We start from the raw sequence: 18,336 nt of genomic DNA, 5'->3' as shown, positions 1-18,336 counted from the left end.
GGCTGTAACAACAGTGTCATTCTGGCGAAACTGAGGAAAACAACCCGGATGCGGAGCCGATGATCACCATTAGACCGGCGCGGGCCGAGGACGCCGGGGCGCTGCCGCGGATCGAACAGTCCGCCGGGCTGGCGTTCCGCGCCATTGCGGAACTGGCATGGCTCGCCGACGGCGACAATATCAGCGTCGAGCGGCATCGCGCGCTGATCGCCGCCGGCGCATGCTGGATTGCCGCAGACGAGAAGGGCCGGCCGGTCGGCTTCCTGAGCGCCGGGATCGAAGGCGATGCGCTACATATATGGGAGTTGGACGTGCGCCTCGACCGGGAGGGCCAAGGCATCGGCCGCGCGCTGCTCGAACAGGTGGTCGCGGACGCCGGGCGGCGCGGACTGGCCGCGGTGACGCTGACCACGTTTCGCGCCGTCGCCTGGAACGCGCCCTTCTATCGGAAGGCCGGATTTCGCATCCTGGAAGACGCCGAGATCGACGAACGGCTGGCAAGCCTGCTCGACGACGAGGCCAGGCACGGCATGCCTACGGGCCAGCGCTGCGCCATGCGGCTCGATCTCAGCCGGATTGATACTCGCTGACCTCGACCAGATTGCCGTCCGGATCGCGGAAATAGACCGACATCATCTTGCCGCGCGCGCCGGTGCGTTCGACCGGACCGACTTCGATCGCCACGCCATTGGCCTCGAGGCTGGCCTGGACCTCGGCAAGCGGCACTGCCGCCACGAGGCAGAAATCGCCGGAACCCGGCGTCGGCGCCTTCGCCTTCGGCTCGAAGGTGCGACCGACTTCGTGCAGGTTGATCTTCTGCGAGCCGAACAGAAGCGCGGTCGGCCGGTTCGGTTCGTCGAGCCGCCGCATGCCGAGCACCCGCCGGTAGAAATCGCAGGTCGCTTCCAGCGAGCAGACCGTCAGCACGAAATGGTCGATCCCGGCGATCATTGTCGCCTCGGCGCGCGTCTCCGGCAAAGAGATTCAAGCGACGCGCTAAAGTGCCTGTTTTCAAACATTGCGATGTCAGATGTTGCGGCTTCCCGGCTTAACGGCTGGAATCGCGGCAAGTTCCGGCGGCAGGCGGTCGGCGGGATAGGCCGGCACTTCATATTCGGCAAGCGCGATCAGCGGCACGCCGACATCGGTCTTGCCGGCCGAACGATCGATGATGCAGGCAGCCGCCGAGACGTCGGCGCCAAGCTCGCGCAGGCAGTCGATGGTCTCGCGGATCGACAGGCCGGTGGTGACGATGTCCTCGACGATGACGACGCGCGAGCCCTTGGCAATCTCGAAGCGACGCAGCCTGAACTCGCCCCCTTCCCGCTCGACCCAGATCGCCGGGACACCGAGATGACGCGAGGTTTCATAGGCAGGGATCAGGCCGCCGATGGCCGGGCCAACGATGTAGTCTATCCTGCCAGGCACCGCCTTGCGGATCTTCTCGGCCAGCGCTCTGCACAGGCGCTCGGTCTTGTCGGCATGCATGAACACGCGGGCCTTCTGCAGGAAGACCGGACTGCGCAGGCCGGACGTCAGGATGAAATGACCTTCGAGGACGGCGCCGGCCTCGCGGAAAATACCCAGCACTTCGTCGGTGTTCATTGTTCGGTCCCCCTTGGCGAATGGTGAATGGTGGTGAGAGCACCTTCTATTCACTATTCACTATTCACTATTCACTATTCACTATTCACTATTCACTATTCACCCATTCACACGCCGCGCATCGCTGACGCTCGAATTGTCCTTGAGCTGCGACAGCAGCCGGTTGAGGTGCTTGAGATCCCAGACCTCGAGATCGATCAGCATCTCGGTGAAATCGGGTGCGGTGCGTATCATCGACAGCGTGTGGATGTTGGCATCGTTGGATGCGACGACCTGAGCGATGTCGGCCAACGAACCGGGCGCATTGATGGCGGTGACCGAGATGCGCGCCGGAAAACGTTCCTTGGTGCGCTCGTCGATGTCCCAGCGCACGTCGATCCAACGCTCGGGCTGGTCGTCGAAGGCCTGCAAAGCCGGCGACTGGATCGGATAGATAGTGATGCCGGTGCCGGGCTGGATGATGCCGACGATGCGATCGCCGGGCACAGCGCCCTCCGGCGCGAAACGCACCGGCAGGTCGCCGCGCACGCCGCGGATCGGCACCGCGCCGTCGCGCTGCTGGTCCTTGTCCTTCTTCGCGGCGCGGGTGCCCGGCATCTGGAAGAGCATGCCGGCGGCGTTGCGGATCTTCGACCAGCCCTCCTCGCGCTGCTTGGGCGCCGCGACGGTGACACGCTCATCCTTATAATCGGGGAAGACGGCTTTCATGACATCGGTGGAGCTCAGCTCGCCGCGGCCGACCGAGGCCAGCACGTCCTCAATATCCTTGCGCGCCAGCCGGTGCAGCACCGGTTTCAGGCTCTCCTTGGTGAATGTCTTGCCGGCGCGCTCGAAGGCGCGCTCCAGGATGCGGGCTCCGAGGCCGGAATATTGCTTGCGGATCGCATTCTTGGTGGCGCGGCGGATGGCAGCGCGCGCCTTGCCGGTGACCACGACCGATTCCCAGGCGGCGGGCGGCACCTGCGCCTTGGAGCGGATGATCTCGACCTCGTCGCCGTTCTTGAGCTCGGTCATCAACGGCATGATGCGGCCATTGACCTTGGCGCCGACGCAGGTGTCGCCGACATCGGTGTGGACGGCATAGGCGAAGTCGATGGGAGTAGCGCCGCGCGGCAGCGCGATCAGCATGCCCTTGGGCGTGAAGCAGAACACCTGGTCCTGGAACAGCTCCAGCTTGGTGTTCTCGAGGAAATCCTCCGGATTGTCGCCTTCGGCCAGTTGCTCGATGGTGCGCCGCAGCCAGGCATAGGCGTTGGTCTCCCTGGAGATCGCATGGCCCGCGCCGTTCATCTTGCCGCCGGTATCCTTGTAGATCGAATGCGCGGCGACGCCATATTCGGCGATCTTGTTCATCTCCCTGGTGCGGATCTGCAATTCGACGCGCTGGCGCGACGGGCCGACGATGGTGGTGTGGATCGAACGGTAGTCGTTCTGCTTGGGCGTCGAGATGTAATCCTTGAAACGGCCTGGCACCATCGACCAGGTGGTGTGGATGGCGCCAAGCGCGCGGTAGCAGTCGTCGACCGAATCGACCACGACGCGAAAACCGAAGATGTCGGAGAGCTGCTCGAAGGAGAGCGCCTTGGCCTCCATCTTGCGGAACACCGACCACGGCTTCTTCTGCCGGCTCTTCACGCTCGCCTTGATGTCGTGTTTTTCGAACAGGCCCGACAGCGCCGTCTCGATCTCCTGCAGGACGCCCCTGTTGCGCTCGAAAATCTCGGCAAGCCTTGCCGTAACAGCGCGGTAAGCCTCCGGATTGATGTAGCGAAAGGCTATTTCCTCCAGCTCCTCGCGCATGCCTTGCATGCCCATGCGCCCCGCCAGCGGCGCATAGATCTCCATCGTCTCCTCGGCGATGCGCAAGCGCTTGGCTTCCGGCATATGGTCGAGGGTGCGCATGTTGTGCAGGCGGTCGGCGAGCTTGACGAGCAGAACGCGGACGTCCTCGGAGATCGCGAGCAGGAGCTTGCGCAGGTTTTCCGCCTGCTCGGCCTTTTTCGAGACCAGATCGAGCTTCTTCAGCTTGGTGAGCCCCTCGACCAGCTTGCCCATCTCGGGGCCGAAGAGCTCGTCGATCTCGGCGCGGGTCGCGGTCGTATCCTCGATCGTGTCATGCAGCAGGGCAACGGCGATGGTCGCCTCGTCCATATGCATGTCGGTGAGGATGGCGGCGACTTCGAGCGGATGCGAGAAATAGGGATCGCCCGAGGCGCGCTTCTGGTGGCCATGCTTCTGCATGGCATAGACGTAGGCCTTGTTGAGCAGCGCCTCGTTGACGTCAGGCTTGTAGCGCTGGACGCGCTCGACAAGCTCATACTGACGCATCATGGGCGGGATCTCGCGGTGCTGAAATGATTGATGCGCCGCACCGACGTGCGACGCATCTCATAGATAGCCACGAAACCTAAGATACGGAAGTCCTGGATGGTTGATCCAACCCGGACAAAAGCACTTAGTAGTCGTCGCTCTTTTCCGGCGGCACCAGACCTTCGATGCCGGCGAGCAGGTCTTCCTCGCTCATGCGGTCGAAAGTGACGTTCTCCTCGGCGTCGTCGGCGTCGGCGGCAACGGCTGTCGCACCGGTCTGGTCGGCAATTGCCTCGCCCTCGGCTTCCGGCTCGTCGACTTCAACATGCTTCTGCAGCGAGTGGATCAGGTCTTCCTTGAGGTCGTCGGGAGACAGCGTCTCGTCGGCGATCTCGCGCAGCGCGATGACCGGGTTCTTGTCATTGTCGCGCGGAACGGTGATCTGCGCGCCCTGGCTGATCTGGCGGGCGCGATGGCCGGCGAGCAGCACGAGTTCAAAACGGTTGTCGACCTTGTCGATGCAATCTTCAACGGTTACGCGGGCCATGGACTGCCCCTTTCATGCGATGGATTTGATGGAAAGCTGGCGCGCTCCATAACGCGGGCGCGGCCGAAATACAAGCTTTATGGCGCCAGCGTCGGCTTGGCGGGCCGTTGCCCGGCTCATCATCGCGCCGCGCCGTGAAGCTACCCACATAGTGGCGATCACAATTGCTTGCAACACAGGGCCATGCCCTTGGATATCCACAAATTGCGCGTTATCTCGGAGGTGACGGTACAAAGGTTCATTTGCCGGACCTATTCGTCAAACGCTTTTAGACGACAAAAATTTTCGAAAGGAATGTTTTTCAATGTTCGATCCCCGTGAAAAGATCGCTCTTTTCATCGACGGCGCCAATCTCTATGCCACGTCCCGCGCGCTGGGCTTCGACATCGACTACCGCAAGCTCCTGTCGAGCTTCCAGAAGCGCGGCTACCTGCTGCGCGCCTACTATTACACCGCCCTGGTCGAGGATCAGGAATATTCGTCGATCCGGCCGCTGATCGACTGGCTCGATTATAACGGCTTCAAGGTGGTGACGAAGCCCGCCAAGGAATTCACCGACTCGACCGGCCGCCGCAAGATCAAGGGCAACATGGACATCGAGCTGACCGTCGATGCGCTGGAGCTCGCCGACGTCGTCGACCACTATGTCATCTTCTCCGGCGACGGCGACTTCCGCACGCTGGTCGAAGCGCTGCAGCGGCGCGGGCGCAAGGTATCGATCATCTCGACGATGGCCTCGCAACCGCCGATGATCTCTGACGATCTGCGCCGCCAGGCCGATCATTTCATCGACCTGATGACGCTGAAGAGCGAAGTCGGCCGCGATCCGTCCGAGCGGCCGGCGCGCCGGCCGGAACCCGCCGAAGTCGACGAGGAAGATTATTGACGGCGGCGGCCTTGACCGCCGTGCCCTCCCCCGAACCCAGCCGTGACTGCCCGCTTTGCCCGCGGCTGCATGATTTCATCGCCGCCTGGCGCGAGCGTGAGCCCGGCTGGTTCAACGCGCCAGTGCCGACCTTCCTGCCGCCGGAGGGTCAAGATTCAGTCCGCCTCCTGATCGTCGGGCTGGCGCCCGGCCTGCGCGGCGCCAACCGCACGGGGCGCCCCTTCACCGGCGACTATGCCGGCGACCTGCTCTATGGCACGCTGATCGCGCACGGTTTTGCGCGCGGCGAATTCAAGGCCAGGCCCGATGACGGCTTGCAACTCGTCGGCACGGCCATCACCAATGCGGTGCGCTGCGTGCCGCCTGAGAACAAGCCGGTGGGCGCCGAGATCGCCACTTGCAGAACTTTTCTCAAGCCGACGATCGCGCGCTTTCCCAACCTGCGTGCCATCCTGACGCTGGGCGCGATCGCGCATCAGTCGACGGTGCGGGCGCTGGGCGAGCGCGTCGCGGCCTTTCCGTTCCGCCATGGCGGGAGGCAGCAAGCCGGCGGCATCGCGCTGTTTTCCAGCTACCATTGCTCACGCTACAACACCAATACGGGCGTGCTGACGCAGGAGATGTTCGTCAGCGTGTTCAAGGAGATTGCGGCGTTCCTGAAGAGCTAGATTCAGGCGGCTTCCTGTCGGTCTGACAGCCACTCATACCGGCAGCAGCGCATCCGGCTTCACGTCGCCGATGGAGGTATAAGTGTGCGTCTCCTTCACTCCCGGCAGCGCGAGAATGACCCGCGTCAGGAAATCCTGATAGGCGGCCATTTCCGAGATGCGCGCCTTTACCAAATAGTCGAAGCCGCCGACCACCATGTGGCACTCGAGAACCTCGGGCGCCTTGGTCACCGCCTCGGCGAAGCGCTCGAAAATATGCGGCGCCGTGTGATCGAGACGCACCTCGATGAAGACGAGCGTACCGCGTCCGATCTTTGCCGGATTGAGCACGGCCCTGACCGCGGTGATGTAGCCTTCCCGAAACAGCCGCTTCACCCGTAGGCTGGTGCCGGTCGGCGAGAGGCCGACACGTGACGCCAGATCAAGTGTGGTGCGACGCCCATCTTCTTGCAGCAATCGCAGGAGATTGCGGTCGACGCCGTCGAGGTCGCTTGCTTCAGCATTCACGCTAGATCTGCCTCTAATCTGCGAGTTTCGCTCGAATTTCGAGAAAAGAGCGTATTTTGCCGGGGGCTTTTCGGCAATAGCCTGCGCTTTCATCGCTTTGTGCGGAGATGATCTTCGATGGCGATGTCACGACGGCGGCGGAACATGGCGGACGCGCGAGACTCAGGAAGCTCCAGGCTGGCGATCATCGCGGGCCTTATTATGATCGGCATCTACGCCATCCAATTCGTCGCCGCCCGCTTCAGCCTCAGGGAGCATCTGACGGCGACGGATCTGGCCGCCTTACGCTTTGGCGGCGCGGGGGTGGTCTTTCTGCCGATCGTCTGGCGCGGCGGCTTTGTAAGCATGAGGGCGCTCGGTTGGCGACGGGCCCTGGCATTGGCGGCGCTGGCCGGATTGCCTTATCCGCTGATTATCAATTGGGGCCTGACCTATGCCCCTGCCGCCCATGCGGCCGCGCTTTGTCCAGCGTCGATCGTCTTCTTTTCGTTCCTGCTGTCACGCATCGTCTTCAATGACGGCGCTTCGCGGCAACGGACCATCGGTGTCCTCGCGATTGTCGCCGGCCTGTCGCTGTTCATCGCGCCGGCGCGCGACGGCACCGGCGGCGTTCTCTTCGGCGATATGCTTTTCATCGAATCGGGCCTGATGTTTTCGGCCTATGCCGTTCTTATCAGGCGCTGGCGTGCCGATCCCGTCACGGCGACGGCCGCGGTGGTGCTCCTGTCCTGCCTGCCGCTGCCGGCCCTCTATCTCGTCGCGCAGAGCCATATCCATGTCGCGGCCGCCACGGAAATCATCAGCCAGATCGTGATCCAGGGGATTCTGGCCGGCGCGGCAGCCATGTTCCTCTATACCTATGTCGTCGGGCAGTTGGGGCCGCAGACGGCATCGCTGTTCCTGCCCGGCATACCCATCGCCACCGTGGCTGTCGGCATGGCGGTACTCGGCGAAACGCCGATGACGATCCAGTTCGCAGCCATTGCCATCATGGCCGCCGGGATGGGCTTGTCAGCGATCGGAGGGCGGATTGCCAATAGACGCCTTAATGCACCGGCGCCGGGAGGATCGTAAGCCTTCAGCGGTGCGGCAAGCGATTCAAGGGCCGGCAATTCAAGGCGTCGGCGCAAACAACTTCGCCAGCGTCTCGCGGCTGCCCTTCAGGACGTTGAGATCGACATCGCCTTCGATGCCGTCGACGCGGCCCATATTGTGATACTGCCAGTAGATCCAGTCGTTCTCGCGCGGTCTCGTCGCCAGCGAACGCAACCAGCGCCGGCGGTTAAGAATGCTGCCGGAATAGGCGTCTGCCGCCTCGTCGGTCAGATAGAAAATCGCCGGCTTGCCGAATGCCGTCTCGACCGGGCCGAGGAAAGCGGCAAGCTCGGCGTTCAACTGCTCGGGCGATGGGCGCTGCGGACAATTGCCGCCGAACTCGATGTCGACCACCGGCGGCAGAAGCGGCTCGCCGCGCGGCACCACCGAGATGAAGTTCTTCGCCTGGTCGGCGCCAGGGCGGCAGAAGGTGAAGAAGTGATAGGCGCCGACCGCCAGGCCGGCCGCCCGCGCCTCGCGCAGATTGGTCGCGAACAGGGTATCGACATGGGTGCCGCCTTCGGTCGCCTTGATGATGGCGAAGGCGACATCGTCGGCGGCGACGCGGGGCCAGTCGATCTTTCCCTGATGATGCGAGACATCGATGCCGCGGATCGGAAATTCCTCGCGATCCGGGGAAAGGCCGCGGAACCAGAAGAAGGCGCCCGCCACGACGGCACTGGCGACAACCGCGACGGCAAGCCCCCAGAACACAATCCGCTTGCCCAAGACATCCCCCGTCGGAAGGCAATACGCGCCGGACCTGAGAACCGGCCGGCGGCTTTTTTCAGGCGGCCGGCGCTGCCAGCCCTGGAGGCTCAGCCGCGCTCCTTCAGCAGCCGGCCCTTCTCGCGCGACCAGTCGCGCTGTTTCTCGGTCTCGCGCTTGTCGTGCAGCTTCTTGCCTCGCGCAATCGCGAGCAGCAGCTTGGCGCGGCCGCGGTCGTTGAAATAGATTTTCAGCGGCACCAGCGTCATGCCTTCGCGCTCGACGCTTTGCGAGAGTTTCGCCATCTCGCGCTTGGAGACCAGCAATTTGCGGCGCCGGCGCGGCTCGTGGTTGAAGCGGTTGGCCTGCAGATATTCCGGCAGATAGGAATTGATCAGCCAGATCTCGCCGCCCTCGGCCGAGGCGTAGCTTTCCTGGATGTTGGCCTGGCCCTGGCGCAGCGACTTGACCTCGGTGCCGGTCAGCACCAAGCCGGTCTCGATCGTGTCGAGCACCTCGTAGGAAAAGCGCGCCTTGCGGTTTTCCGCAACGGTCTTGTTGTTGGGATCGGCTTTCTTGACTTGATTCATGACGTCCAGAGTCCGTTTCGAAACTCGCTCCTGCGAGTCAGGTGAAGGTGTCAACAGAGCGCCGCGCGTTTTCTAAACGCGCAAAGGACGCTCTGCAGCCCGACTTTGCGCATGGTCCTTTCCGAAAGCGGATGCTTTCGGGGCCATGCGCGGAACCGGAGCGGAGCGTACATATAGTACGTGAGCACCGGAAGCGCAGGTGGCGCCTTCAGATGGCCGCAGGAGTAGAGTTTCCAAACGGGCTCGCTAATTAATCAAGCCGGCGTGCTTGAGCGCCGCGTCGAGCTTCTCGGCGGTCGAGGACTCCACCGTCACCAGCGGCGAACGGACCACGTTCTCGACCTTGCCCAGCTTCGAAAGCGCGTATTTGGCGCCGGATACGCCAGGCTCGATGAAGATCGCCTTGTGCAATGGCAGAAGCCGATCCTGCAGCTCGAGTGCCTTGGCGCTGTCGCCGGAAAGCGTCGCTTCCTGGAACTCGGAGCAAAGGCGCGGCGCGACATTCGAGGTGACCGAAATACAGCCGACGCCGCCATGAGCGTTAAAGCCGAGCGCGGAGGCATCCTCGCCGGAAAGCTGGATGAAATCCTTGCCGCAGGTCATGCGCTGCTCGGAGACGCGCTCGACCTTGCCGGTCGCGTCCTTGACGCCGGCAATGTTCTTGAAGTCGTGGCGCAGCCTGCCCATCGTCTCCGGCGTCATGTCGATCACTGAACGCGGCGGGATGTTGTAGATGATGATCGGCAGCCTGGTCGCCCTGGCGACGGCCGCGAAATGCTCATAGAGGCCGCGCTGCGTCGGCTTGTTGTAGTAAGGCGTGACCACAAGGGCGGCATCGGCGCCGGCCTGTTCGGCATACTTCACCAAGCCGACCGCTTCCTCGGTGTTGTTGGAGCCCGCGCCGGCCACGACCGGCACCCTGCCCTTGGCTACCTCGATGGCGACCTTGACGACATGGCGGTGCTCCTCATGCGACAGCGTCGGCGATTCGCCGGTGGTGCCGACGGGAACGAGGCCCTTGGTGCCCTCGGCGATCTGCCATTCGACAAACGAGCGAAAGGCTTTCTCGTCGAAGCGCCCGCTCTTTTCGAACGGTGTCACGAGCGCAGTCAGCGAGCCTCTCAGCATGTCGTCCAAACTCCTTGGAACTTCGTCGGTTTATGCATGTCGTCGTCCCAAAACCGGTTTCCGCTTCTGGGCGACATGCATCGGTGTTTCATCAGATCGGCCAGTTGCGCGCCTTCTACCCGAAAGCGAAGCCGCGCACCATAGTCTCGACATGGTTCAGCGGCAAGCATCGGCGTAATGCCAGTGTCGTGGTTTTCGATGTTTGCCAGACGTTGATATCAGGCTCGGGGCGAACATCGAAAACCAAAACGACACTGGATTCGACAGTTGGCTGGTGTCCTGCGATTCTGAAATTCGCGCCGCGCCCGATATCAAGGGTCATGCGAATTTCAGAATCGGGACACCAGCAAGCGCAATTCGAACGGCCTCGATAACCTTTTGTTTACGAGCCCTTCACGACCTAAGTCTAGGCTTCGCATCGGGTTCTCCAGTGCCCGCGCCTGCTGATGATGTGCTAGGATCACAAAATGCCGACGAGGCGGCCCCATCTTTTCGCGCTTTTGAGCGCGATCGTCGCGCTGACGCCTACCATGGCGATCGGTAGCAGCGTCGATGCGCGCGCGACGGCCTCAATTCCGGCGCCAGATGCGCCGCAGGCACCGGGCCAGACGCCGATTGCCCCCGATATAGCGCAACTGAAGAGCGGGCTCGATGCGCTTGCCGCCAACAACATCGTCGGCGCGCGCAATGCGCGCGACACGCTGCCCGCCACCTCGCTCGACAGGCATATCCTCGCCTGGGCGATCGCGCTTTACGGCGGCGACCAGGTGCCGAGCGGCGAGATTGCCGACGCGGCCAAGATGCTGCCTGGATGGCCGGGCACGATCGCGTTGCGCAAGAACAGCGAGCGTGCGCTCTATCGCGAAAACCCGCCGCCGCAAGTGGTGGTTCAGGCCTTCGGCCGCAGCCAGCCGCTGACGCCCGAGGGCGTCATCATCCTTGCCCGCTCGCAGGTGGCGCTTGGCAACCAGGCCGCCGCCCGCGCGGTGCTGGTGCCGTTCTGGCGCAGCGAAAAGCTGGAAGCCAAGGATGAGAATGCCATCATCAAGGAGTTCGGTACGTTGATTCCGGCGGCCGACCATCGCTACCGCATGGAGCGCATGTTCTACGCCGACCGGCCATCCTCAGCTCTGCGGGTCGCCGGCCTCGCCGGCGCGCAGCCGCTGGCGGATGCGTGGGCGGCGGCCGACAAGGGCGACAAGAACACCGCCAAGCTGTTGAAGGCGGTGCCGACCGCGCAGCGCTCGGCAGGCTATTTCTTCGCAGAGGCCGAATATCTGCGCAAGCAGCAGAAATTCGCCGATGCCGCTGCTGCTGTGATGAAGGCGCCGACGAACCGCGATTCGCTGGTCGACCCCGATGCCTGGTGGGTCGAACGCCGAGTGCTCTCGCGCGAGCTGGTCGACCGGGGCGACATGAAGACTGCCTACAAGATTGTCTCCATGCACGCTGCCGAAAGCCCGCCGAACGCCGCCGAAGCCGAGTTCCATGCCGGCTGGTACGCGTTGCGCGGCCTCAACGATCCGGCGACCGCCGCCACCCACTTCAAGCGCATCACCGAGCTCGCCGAGGGACCGGTGTCGCTGTCGCGCGCCTATTACTGGCTCGGCCGCGCGGCGGAAGTCGGCGGCCCGGGCAGCGCCAAGGACTATTTCACGCGCGCGGCCAGCTACGGCACGACCTTCTATGGCCAGCTCGCCGGCGAGCGCGTGGGCTTGAGGACCCTCAACATCGCCTACCCGAAGCCGAGCGCGGCCGACCGCCAGAGTTTCGACGGTCGCGAAGCAGTGAGCGCGATCAAACGGCTGCAGGAAGCGGGCTATGACCGCTACGCCGAGACGCTCTACCGCGACCTTGCCGGCCAGCTGACCAGCCCGGGCGAGCTGGCGCTGCTAGCCGTGCTGGCCGAAAAGCAGGGCAACCATTTCATGGCGCTGAAGGTCGGCAAGATCGCCGCCCAGCGCGGCATCGATGTTGGCGCGCTTTCGCATCCGCTGGGTGTCATTCCCGATTCGGCCAACATTTCCGGATCCGGCAAGGCACTTGCCTACGCTATTGCCCGCCAGGAAAGCGAGTTCAACATCGGCGCCGTCTCCAGCGCCGGCGCCCGCGGCCTGCTGCAGTTGATGCCGGGCACCGCCAAGCAGTTGGCAAAAAAGGCCGGCATGAATTTCTCGCAGGCCAGGCTGACGAGCGATGCCGGCTACAACGCGACGCTGGGCTCGGCTTTCCTCGGCGAGCAGCTCGACCGCTTCGGCGGCTCCTATGTGCTGACCTTCGCCGGCTACAATGCCGGCCCCAACCGCGCCGCCCAGTGGCTGGCGAAATACGGCGACCCGCGCGGCAAGGACGTGGACGCCGTCGTCGACTGGATCGAGCGGATTCCCTACACGGAAACAAGAAGTTACGTGCAGCGTGTGATGGAGAATTACGAGGTCTACAAGATGCGTATTTCAGGCAAATACGACATCGTGGGGGATCTCGTGAACGGACGAAGCTGAGATTCTTCCTTCTCCCCTTGTGGGAGAAGGTGGCCGCGAAGCGGCCGGATGAGGGGTGTTCCAGCGGAGTGAGACGACGGCGTTCCCTGGAACACCCCTCATCCGTCTCGGCGCTACGCGCCGATCCACCTTCTCCCACAAGGGGAGAAGGAAGAGTGTTTGACGACCCTTGCCCTCGTCTGTAGCTGTCGGTCACCTCAACGAGGAGCAGCGTTCCGATGGCGAGCGACGAAGGCTTTTCCGACTTTTTCTACGCCGCGCCAGACGGCCTGAAGCTCCATGCTCGTATCTACGGCGAGGCGAACGCCGGCAGTTGGCCGGTCGTCTGCCTTCCCGGACTCACCCGCAACGCCCGCGACTTCCATGAACTGGCGCTTTACCTTTCAACCAAGGCGGCAAGGCCGCGCAAGGTCGTTGCCTTCGACTATCGCGGGCGCGGACAATCCGACCGCGATCCCGATATCAGCCACTATAATGTCGGCGTCGAAGCCGGCGATGTCCTTGCCGGATTGTCGGCGCTCGGCATCGAGCAGGCCGCCTTCGTCGGCACGTCGCGGGGCGGCCTGATCATCCATGTGCTCGGCGCATTGAAGCCCGCCGTGCTGAAAGCCATCGTGCTCAACGACATCGGCCCGGTAATCGAGGCAGCGGGCCTCGCCCATATCCGCTCCTATCTCGACCCGGCGCCGAGACCGAAGACATTCGCCGAGGCGGTGGATGCTCAGCGCAGCGTGCATGGCGCCGATTTCCCGGCGCTCACCGACGCCGACTGGCTGCGGATGGTCCGGGCAATCTGCCGCGAGACGGAGGCCGGCTGGCTGCCGGATTTCGATCCGGCGCTGGTCGGGACGCTGGCCGGCGTCGATTTCAGCAAGCCGTTGCCGGATCTGTGGCCGCAGTTCGACGCTTTAGCCGCTGTGCCGCTGCTTGTCATTCGCGGCGGCAATTCAAAACTGTTATCCGCTGCGACCGTCGAGGAGATGGGAAGGCGTCATCCCGGCATGGAGACGATCACCGTCGAAGGCCAGGGACACGCGCCGTTCCTGGAGACCGGCACTCTGCCTCGGGAGATTGCGGATTTCCTCGATCGGGCAGAGCGCAAATCAAAATAAAGTAAAACCCGAGACTAACTCAATCTCGGGCTTGTCGATAAAATATAGATTCGCCGACGCGCGCCGCTCGCCTATTTGCCCTTCGAGCTCTTGCGGCGCGCCTTCGCCGGTTCCGATCCGCTCTGCTTCCGAGCCGTCTTGACGGGTGACGGCGCGGTCAACGGAGACGCAAAAACCGAGCTCTCCGCCGGGCGCGGGGCCTCGTCGGTACGCGGCTTCTCCAGAACGACGACGCAGCCATCGAGGTCGTTGGTGGCGAGATGCGCGTAACGCATGGTCATCGACAGCGTCTGGTGGCCGAGCCACATCTGCACGCGCCTTATATCGATGCCGCCCTGAACGAGGCGGGAGGCGCAGGTGTGGCGCAGGATATGCGGCACCACCTGTTCATCGGCGCCAAGACCGACTTCCGCTTTCGCTTCGTTCCAGATGGCGCGGTACTGCGCCTGCGTCAGTTTGGTGAAGGGACCTTTCGGCCGGCGCCCTTCCGTGTTTGGCGGCAGCTTGATCACCTCCTTGACCCGTTCGGTCATTGGAATGGTGCGGCTGCGGCCCGATTTGGTGATCCAGAAGGAAACGCGGTGCTCCTGAATGTCGTTCCAGATCAGGCCGAGCGCCTCGCCGAGGCGGCAGCCGGTATCGACCAGAAAGACGGAGAGCCTGTAGGCGTCCTCGCTGCGGCTCTTGATGGCGGCGAACAGCCTTGCCTCTTCGTCTCTTTCGAGGAAACGAATCCGTCCCGCCCGCTCCTTCTGGCGGCGGAACTCGGGCAGGCTGTGGATATCTCCCATCTTATGAGCCTTGCGCAGCAATTTGCTGAGTGCAGCCATCTTGCGATTGATGGTTGCATTGCTGTTCCCGCGCTGGCGCAATGTGCCGATAAGATTGTCCAGGGTGTTCTGGTCAAAGGTGCTGAAACGCTCTCCCAGAAGGATCTCGTCTATTTCACCGATGAAAGAGCTGACATTGTATTTATGCCGCCCGTCATCCCAGAGTATATCTCGATAAGCTGCAAAAAGCTCCCCGATCCGATACGACTTTACTTCTCTGATCTTGTTGTAGGTGTAGTTAAACTTCGAATTCTGAGAAGAAAAGAACGCAAAATGACCAGAGGCCTCGGCCTCTTGAACCGCTTCGTTCGACATTTTTAGCCACACCCCCTGTGGTTAAGCCTTCAGCCCTAACCGTTCGGAGATGTCCTTTCAAGAGTTTTCGAATCTGGCGGCCGACCACATCCGCCGGTGGCGGATCCCACAAAGTCGCTCCACAGACCCGATCAGCTTACCGTTTCACCCCCATCCTTTCGTTTGCTTCGACCAATCGCGAAAACAAAACGGCCCGGGCATTTGACGCCCGGGCCGGATTTCAGTTGTTGCAGTCCGGCCCTTAGAAGGAGCGCTGGAAGCGGAGCATGCCGCCGATGGCATCGTCGTTACCAGCAGAGATACCGGTCCAGTTGTGGTTCGTGCCACGGGTATCGGCTTCGTCGATTTTGCCTGCATTGACGTAGTCGACTTCGGCCGTAACCGTGAAGCCGGGAACGATGTCGTAGGCGATGTTGGCGGCGATGCCGAGGTTCTCACCTTCGTCATACGAGACCTGAGCGTTGAACGAGGTCTTCTCGTTGAACTTGTAGGTGCCACCGCCCCACACTGCCCAGTTTTCGTCCCACTGCTTGTAGAAGCCGCGACCGCCGGCTGCGAAGGTATAGGTCGGGTCACTGTAGTTGTCATCGGTGCCGTAGCCGCCCATGATGAAGAGCGACAGCGCGTCGTTGACGTTCACGTCCAAACGAACCTTGCCGGCAACTTCTTCATAGTTGCTGTCATAGGCGACGACGCCGGTGATAGCGCCCCACCCTTGAGTCCACTTCACGCCCCCGACGACATGCGGAACGTAGCTGTCGATCGTGCCCACGCCGTAGGAACCGTCCGTGCCACCGCCCGCGCCTTCTTCGAGCGAGACCACGGCCGAGAAGCCGTTGCCAGCGTCGAAGTAGTACTGGACGACGTTGGTGTCGAAGTCGCCGTAAGGAACCAGGGTATCCTGGATGACGTTGCCGGCGTAGCCGATGAACGTGTTGAAGGCCGATTCGTCCTTACCGACGCGAAGGCCGCCGAGCTGGATCCAGGCGAAGTTCAGCGAAGTGCCCTTGTTGAAGGCCGGATTGACGCCGAAATCGTCGTTGGTCGGATCACCAAGGTCGGCGTTGCGGTTGCCGAAGTTCCAGCGGGTCTCGACGTAGGTCTTCAACGTGCCGAGCTCGGTTTCCTGGCCGGTCCACAACTTCAGCGTGAAGCGGGCATTCTTGTAGAAGGTGTCGTTGCTGTCGCCGTCCTCAACATCGCGGGACGTCGCGCCGTCGAACGAGCCGACGTCGCCGACGCCGATGTCGTAACGGACATAGCCGCCGATGCGCAGGCAGGTTTCGGTGCCGGGGATGTAGAAGTAGCCCGAGCCGTAGACGTCGCAGATCTTGACGTATTCAGCCGGTTCCGGCTCGGCGACGGTCACCGCGTCGGCGGCGCGAGCACCGGAAACTGCGATCAGGGCCGCAGCTGAGCCGAGAAGAAGGCTCTTGATGTTCATTTTCTGACCTCCAGTCAAAAGTTAAAAAACGGGTCTGGGTATTTTTTGCTGAAGGACAGCGTTCCCTGCCCCATCCCCACTACCGAAAAAGATGCGCACCGCGCCGCTCCTTCGAAGATGACCTTTACCCAGGCGGCGGCGGCGTTCAACCACGATCGTATCGGCGAAAGCCCGATCCAGACGCTATCCCCGGATGTTGTTGCACAAATGACACGATTTGGCCTCACTCCGAAAGCTCTCGTTAACCATCGAGGCCCGCCAGACGAACGAAGCTGGCGGTTAACGGCCGGAATTGCGGCGTCCCGGCGAGTCGCCCTGCCCGGTTCTTGCCGCAGAATCGCCTTGCGAAGGGAGGCTTGTTGCGCACAGCGCAGGGGAGGATGGCGGAGAGGATGGGATTCGAACCCACGAGAAGCTTTTGACCTCTACTCCCTTAGCAGGGGAGCGCCTTCGACCACTCGGCCACCTCTCCGTCGCGCCGCTGGATAAAGAAAAGCGTGGGCACAATCAACAAGCCGGCGCCATAATCGCCGAAAAATCGTTAGGCCGGCAGCTTCTGAAAGCGGTGGAGCATCGGCATCGCATCGGCCCAGACGAGGCGAATCGTGACTTACTAGGCCTTTTCGAGCCAGCAGAGGCGCCTTCATTGGAGCGCCATCGTAGACCGGAAACCGGACACGCAATCACCGGCAGACGCCCTTCATCACGCTGCATGGGGCGAAAAAGAGCGCAATAACAAGGCATTGCCCATAATCTTGGCCGAGAGTCCACATCGCTTGCGTTCGATTCTGACTGGAGGTCAGAAAATGAACATCAAGAGCCTTCTTCTCGGCTCAGCTGCGGCCCTGATCGCAGTTTCGGGCGCCCGCGCCGCCGACGCGGTGACCGTCGCCGAGCCGGAACCGGCTGAATACGTCAAGATCTGCGACGTGTACGGCTCGGGCTACTTCTATATCCCCGGCACCGAGACCTGCCTGCGCGTCGGCGGTTATGTCCGTTACGACATCGGCGTCGGCGACGTCGGCTCGTTCGACGGCGCCAAGTCGTTCGACCATGAGGACGGCGATGAGCAGAGCACCTTCTACAAGAACACCCGCTTCACGCTGAAGACCTGGACCGGCCAGGAAACAGAGCTCGGCACGTTGAAGACCTACACCGAGACCCGCTTCAACTTCGGCAACCGCAACGGCTACCCATCGGCAGACGATCCGACCACGGCAGCGGATGAATTCAACAGCAATCCTGCCGGCAACAAGAACGTTTCGCTGAACTTCGCCTGGATCCAGCTCGGTGGCCTCCGCGTCGGTAAGGACGAATCGGCCTTCGATACGTTCATCGGCTACGCCGGCAACGTCATCCAGGATACGATCGTCCCCTATGGCGACTTCGACACCAACGTCGTCCAGTACTATTTCGACGCCGGCAACGGCTTCTCGGCGGTGGTCTCGCTGGAAGAAGGTTCGGGCGTCGTCGGCACGATCGACAGCTACGTTCCGCATGTCGTCGGCGGCGTGAAGTGGACTCAAGGGTGGGGCGCCATCACCGGCGTCGTTGCTTACGACAGCAACTATGAAGAAGTCGCCGGCAAGGTTCGTTTGGACGTGAACGTCACCAACGAACTGTCGCTGTTCGGCATGTTCGGCTATGGCAGCGACGACAACCTCAACGACCCGACCTATGCCATCGGGGCCGGTGGTCGCGGCTTCTATAAAATCTGGGGCGGCAACTGGGCATTCTGGGCCGGCGGCACCTACAAGTTCAACGAGAAGACCTCGTTCAACCTCCAGGTGTCGGGTGACGAGGACAAGAACTACGGCGTGGCCGCGAACGTCGCTTACGACATCGTCCCCGGCTTTACGGTCACGGCCGAAGTCGATTGGGATCACTTCGGCAAGTTCGATGATTGGGTTTCGGGTGCCGACGTCGTCAACTTCACCGGCGCCGACAAGAAGAACAGCGTCGGCGGTCTGCTCCGCTTCCAGCGCTCGTTCTAACAGGCACTGCCCGATTGAATCGAAAACCCGGCGGGCAACCGCCGGGTTTTTTGTAATGGAATGCCATTAAATCAAGCCGTTACGACGGCACTCAAT

General features: G+C 62.4%; 18 protein-coding genes and 1 tRNA gene. 7 read left to right on the top strand and 12 right to left on the bottom strand.

Annotated features, from left to right (window positions below):
• Nucleotides 1-59 precede the first annotated feature (59 nt).
• Nucleotides 60-590, top strand: coding sequence for a GNAT family N-acetyltransferase (locus CK219_RS11785; RefSeq protein WP_095766932.1), 531 nt, complete (start codon nt 60-62; stop codon nt 588-590).
• Here CK219_RS11785 and CK219_RS11780 read toward each other — a convergent pair.
• The 4 genes from CK219_RS11780 to rpoZ all read right to left on the bottom strand — a co-directional run bounded on the left by CK219_RS11780 (nt 568) and on the right by rpoZ (nt 4,462).
• Nucleotides 568-951 carry a VOC family protein gene (locus CK219_RS11780; protein ID WP_095767177.1) on the bottom strand — a complete coding sequence of 128 codons (384 nt, stop codon included), beginning with the start codon at nt 949-951 and terminating at the stop codon, nt 568-570. The two genes, CK219_RS11785 and CK219_RS11780, sit on opposite strands and share 23 nt — an antisense overlap.
• A gap of 75 nt (nt 952-1,026) precedes the next feature.
• Nucleotides 1,027-1,605: an orotate phosphoribosyltransferase gene (gene pyrE, locus CK219_RS11775; protein WP_095766931.1), complete on the bottom strand. Its 579-nt coding sequence runs from the start codon at nt 1,603-1,605 to the stop codon at nt 1,027-1,029.
• Between the two features lie 99 nt (nt 1,606-1,704).
• The gene (locus tag CK219_RS11770) at nt 1,705-3,936 is read right to left on the bottom strand and encodes a bifunctional (p)ppGpp synthetase/guanosine-3',5'-bis(diphosphate) 3'-pyrophosphohydrolase (protein ID WP_095766930.1); all 2,232 of its coding nucleotides are present in this window, start codon (nt 3,934-3,936) and stop codon (nt 1,705-1,707) included.
• 124 nt (nt 3,937-4,060) lie between these two features.
• On the bottom strand, nt 4,061-4,462 hold the full coding sequence (gene rpoZ, locus CK219_RS11765; RefSeq protein WP_095766929.1) for a DNA-directed RNA polymerase subunit omega: 402 nt from the start codon (nt 4,460-4,462) through the stop codon (nt 4,061-4,063).
• A gap of 304 nt (nt 4,463-4,766) precedes the next feature.
• Here rpoZ and CK219_RS11760 point away from each other — a divergent pair, with 304 nt between their 5' ends.
• Together CK219_RS11760 and CK219_RS11755 are read left to right on the top strand one after the other, a co-directional pair.
• Entirely contained in the window at nt 4,767-5,348 is a 582-nt protein-coding gene (locus CK219_RS11760) for an NYN domain-containing protein (protein WP_095766928.1), read from the top strand.
• A gap of 11 nt (nt 5,349-5,359) precedes the next feature.
• Nucleotides 5,360-6,016, top strand: a complete 657-nt coding sequence (locus CK219_RS11755) for a uracil-DNA glycosylase (RefSeq protein ID WP_095767176.1) — start codon at nt 5,360-5,362, stop codon at nt 6,014-6,016.
• A gap of 33 nt (nt 6,017-6,049) precedes the next feature.
• On the opposite strand, the gene CK219_RS11750 is transcribed toward CK219_RS11755, so the two are convergent.
• On the bottom strand, nt 6,050-6,523 hold the full coding sequence (locus tag CK219_RS11750) for an Lrp/AsnC ligand binding domain-containing protein (protein WP_140842520.1): 474 nt from the start codon (nt 6,521-6,523) through the stop codon (nt 6,050-6,052).
• A 117-nt stretch (nt 6,524-6,640) separates the two neighbouring features.
• Between CK219_RS11750 and CK219_RS11745 the strand changes: the two genes are divergently transcribed.
• Complete coding sequence (locus CK219_RS11745) at nt 6,641-7,597, top strand: DMT family transporter (protein ID WP_348628332.1); 957 nt, start codon at nt 6,641-6,643, stop codon at nt 7,595-7,597.
• A 39-nt stretch (nt 7,598-7,636) separates the two neighbouring features.
• Here the strand turns inward: CK219_RS11745 and CK219_RS11740 are convergent, their stop codons facing one another.
• The 4 genes from CK219_RS11740 to CK219_RS31140 all read right to left on the bottom strand — a co-directional run bounded on the left by CK219_RS11740 (nt 7,637) and on the right by CK219_RS31140 (nt 10,366).
• Nucleotides 7,637-8,347: a GH25 family lysozyme gene (locus CK219_RS11740; protein WP_095766925.1), complete on the bottom strand. Its 711-nt coding sequence runs from the start codon at nt 8,345-8,347 to the stop codon at nt 7,637-7,639.
• An 89-nt stretch (nt 8,348-8,436) separates the two neighbouring features.
• A complete protein-coding gene (gene smpB, locus CK219_RS11735) occupies nt 8,437-8,916 on the bottom strand; it encodes an SsrA-binding protein SmpB (RefSeq protein WP_095766924.1) in 480 nt (159 codons plus the stop codon).
• A 246-nt stretch (nt 8,917-9,162) separates the two neighbouring features.
• Nucleotides 9,163-10,044 carry a 4-hydroxy-tetrahydrodipicolinate synthase gene (dapA, locus tag CK219_RS11730; RefSeq protein ID WP_095766923.1) on the bottom strand — a complete coding sequence of 294 codons (882 nt, stop codon included), beginning with the start codon at nt 10,042-10,044 and terminating at the stop codon, nt 9,163-9,165.
• 115 nt (nt 10,045-10,159) lie between these two features.
• A complete protein-coding gene (locus CK219_RS31140; RefSeq protein ID WP_141245327.1) occupies nt 10,160-10,366 on the bottom strand; it encodes a hypothetical protein in 207 nt (68 codons plus the stop codon).
• 145 nt (nt 10,367-10,511) lie between these two features.
• Here CK219_RS31140 and CK219_RS11725 point away from each other — a divergent pair, with 145 nt between their 5' ends.
• Complete coding sequence (locus CK219_RS11725) at nt 10,512-12,545, top strand: lytic transglycosylase domain-containing protein (RefSeq protein WP_095766922.1); 2,034 nt, start codon at nt 10,512-10,514, stop codon at nt 12,543-12,545.
• Between the two features lie 218 nt (nt 12,546-12,763).
• Complete coding sequence (locus CK219_RS11720) at nt 12,764-13,657, top strand: alpha/beta hydrolase (protein ID WP_095766921.1); 894 nt, start codon at nt 12,764-12,766, stop codon at nt 13,655-13,657.
• Between the two features lie 71 nt (nt 13,658-13,728).
• On the opposite strand, the gene CK219_RS11715 is transcribed toward CK219_RS11720, so the two are convergent.
• From CK219_RS11715 to CK219_RS11705, 3 genes are all read right to left on the bottom strand, one after another.
• The gene (locus CK219_RS11715; protein ID WP_095767175.1) at nt 13,729-14,802 is read right to left on the bottom strand and encodes a site-specific integrase; all 1,074 of its coding nucleotides are present in this window, start codon (nt 14,800-14,802) and stop codon (nt 13,729-13,731) included.
• Between the two features lie 241 nt (nt 14,803-15,043).
• Nucleotides 15,044-16,246 carry a porin gene (locus CK219_RS11710; RefSeq protein WP_095766920.1) on the bottom strand — a complete coding sequence of 401 codons (1,203 nt, stop codon included), beginning with the start codon at nt 16,244-16,246 and terminating at the stop codon, nt 15,044-15,046.
• A 381-nt stretch (nt 16,247-16,627) separates the two neighbouring features.
• Nucleotides 16,628-16,718: transfer RNA gene (locus tag CK219_RS11705), tRNA-Ser, on the bottom strand.
• 334 nt (nt 16,719-17,052) lie between these two features.
• Here CK219_RS11705 and CK219_RS11700 point away from each other — a divergent pair.
• A complete protein-coding gene (locus CK219_RS11700; protein ID WP_095766919.1) occupies nt 17,053-18,240 on the top strand; it encodes a porin in 1,188 nt (395 codons plus the stop codon).
• Nucleotides 18,241-18,336: the final 96 nt, after the last annotated feature.

Origin of the sequence: Mesorhizobium sp. WSM4313, assembly GCF_002294725.1 — a bacterium.
Taxonomy (GTDB): Bacteria; Pseudomonadota; Alphaproteobacteria; order Rhizobiales; family Rhizobiaceae; genus Mesorhizobium.
Note: the sequence above shows the minus strand (reverse complement) of the source record. Positions and strands in the feature narration are given on the sequence as shown.

Bases quoted from the DNA above. Each gene is read 5' to 3' on its own strand.
- rpoZ (WP_095766929.1), bottom strand. From the start codon at position 4,462: ATGGCCCGCGTAACCGTTGAAGATTGCATCGACAAGGTCGACAACCGT.
- CK219_RS11760 (WP_095766928.1), top strand. From the start codon at position 4,767: ATGTTCGATCCCCGTGAAAAGATCGCTCTTTTCATCGACGGCGCCAAT.
- CK219_RS11785 (WP_095766932.1), top strand. From the start codon at position 60: ATGATCACCATTAGACCGGCGCGGGCCGAGGACGCCGGGGCGCTGCCG.
- smpB (WP_095766924.1), bottom strand. From the start codon at position 8,916: ATGAATCAAGTCAAGAAAGCCGATCCCAACAACAAGACCGTTGCGGAA.
- pyrE (WP_095766931.1), bottom strand. From the start codon at position 1,605: ATGAACACCGACGAAGTGCTGGGTATTTTCCGCGAGGCCGGCGCCGTC.
- CK219_RS11715 (WP_095767175.1), bottom strand. From the start codon at position 14,802: ATGTCGAACGAAGCGGTTCAAGAGGCCGAGGCCTCTGGTCATTTTGCG.
- dapA (WP_095766923.1), bottom strand. From the start codon at position 10,044: ATGCTGAGAGGCTCGCTGACTGCGCTCGTGACACCGTTCGAAAAGAGC.
- CK219_RS11710 (WP_095766920.1), bottom strand. From the start codon at position 16,246: ATGAACATCAAGAGCCTTCTTCTCGGCTCAGCTGCGGCCCTGATCGCA.
- CK219_RS11770 (WP_095766930.1), bottom strand. From the start codon at position 3,936: ATGATGCGTCAGTATGAGCTTGTCGAGCGCGTCCAGCGCTACAAGCCT.
- CK219_RS11700 (WP_095766919.1), top strand. From the start codon at position 17,053: ATGAACATCAAGAGCCTTCTTCTCGGCTCAGCTGCGGCCCTGATCGCA.
- CK219_RS11725 (WP_095766922.1), top strand. From the start codon at position 10,512: ATGCCGACGAGGCGGCCCCATCTTTTCGCGCTTTTGAGCGCGATCGTC.
- CK219_RS11745 (WP_348628332.1), top strand. From the start codon at position 6,641: ATGGCGATGTCACGACGGCGGCGGAACATGGCGGACGCGCGAGACTCA.
- CK219_RS11780 (WP_095767177.1), bottom strand. From the start codon at position 951: ATGATCGCCGGGATCGACCATTTCGTGCTGACGGTCTGCTCGCTGGAA.
- CK219_RS31140 (WP_141245327.1), bottom strand. From the start codon at position 10,366: ATGACCCTTGATATCGGGCGCGGCGCGAATTTCAGAATCGCAGGACAC.
- CK219_RS11720 (WP_095766921.1), top strand. From the start codon at position 12,764: ATGGCGAGCGACGAAGGCTTTTCCGACTTTTTCTACGCCGCGCCAGAC.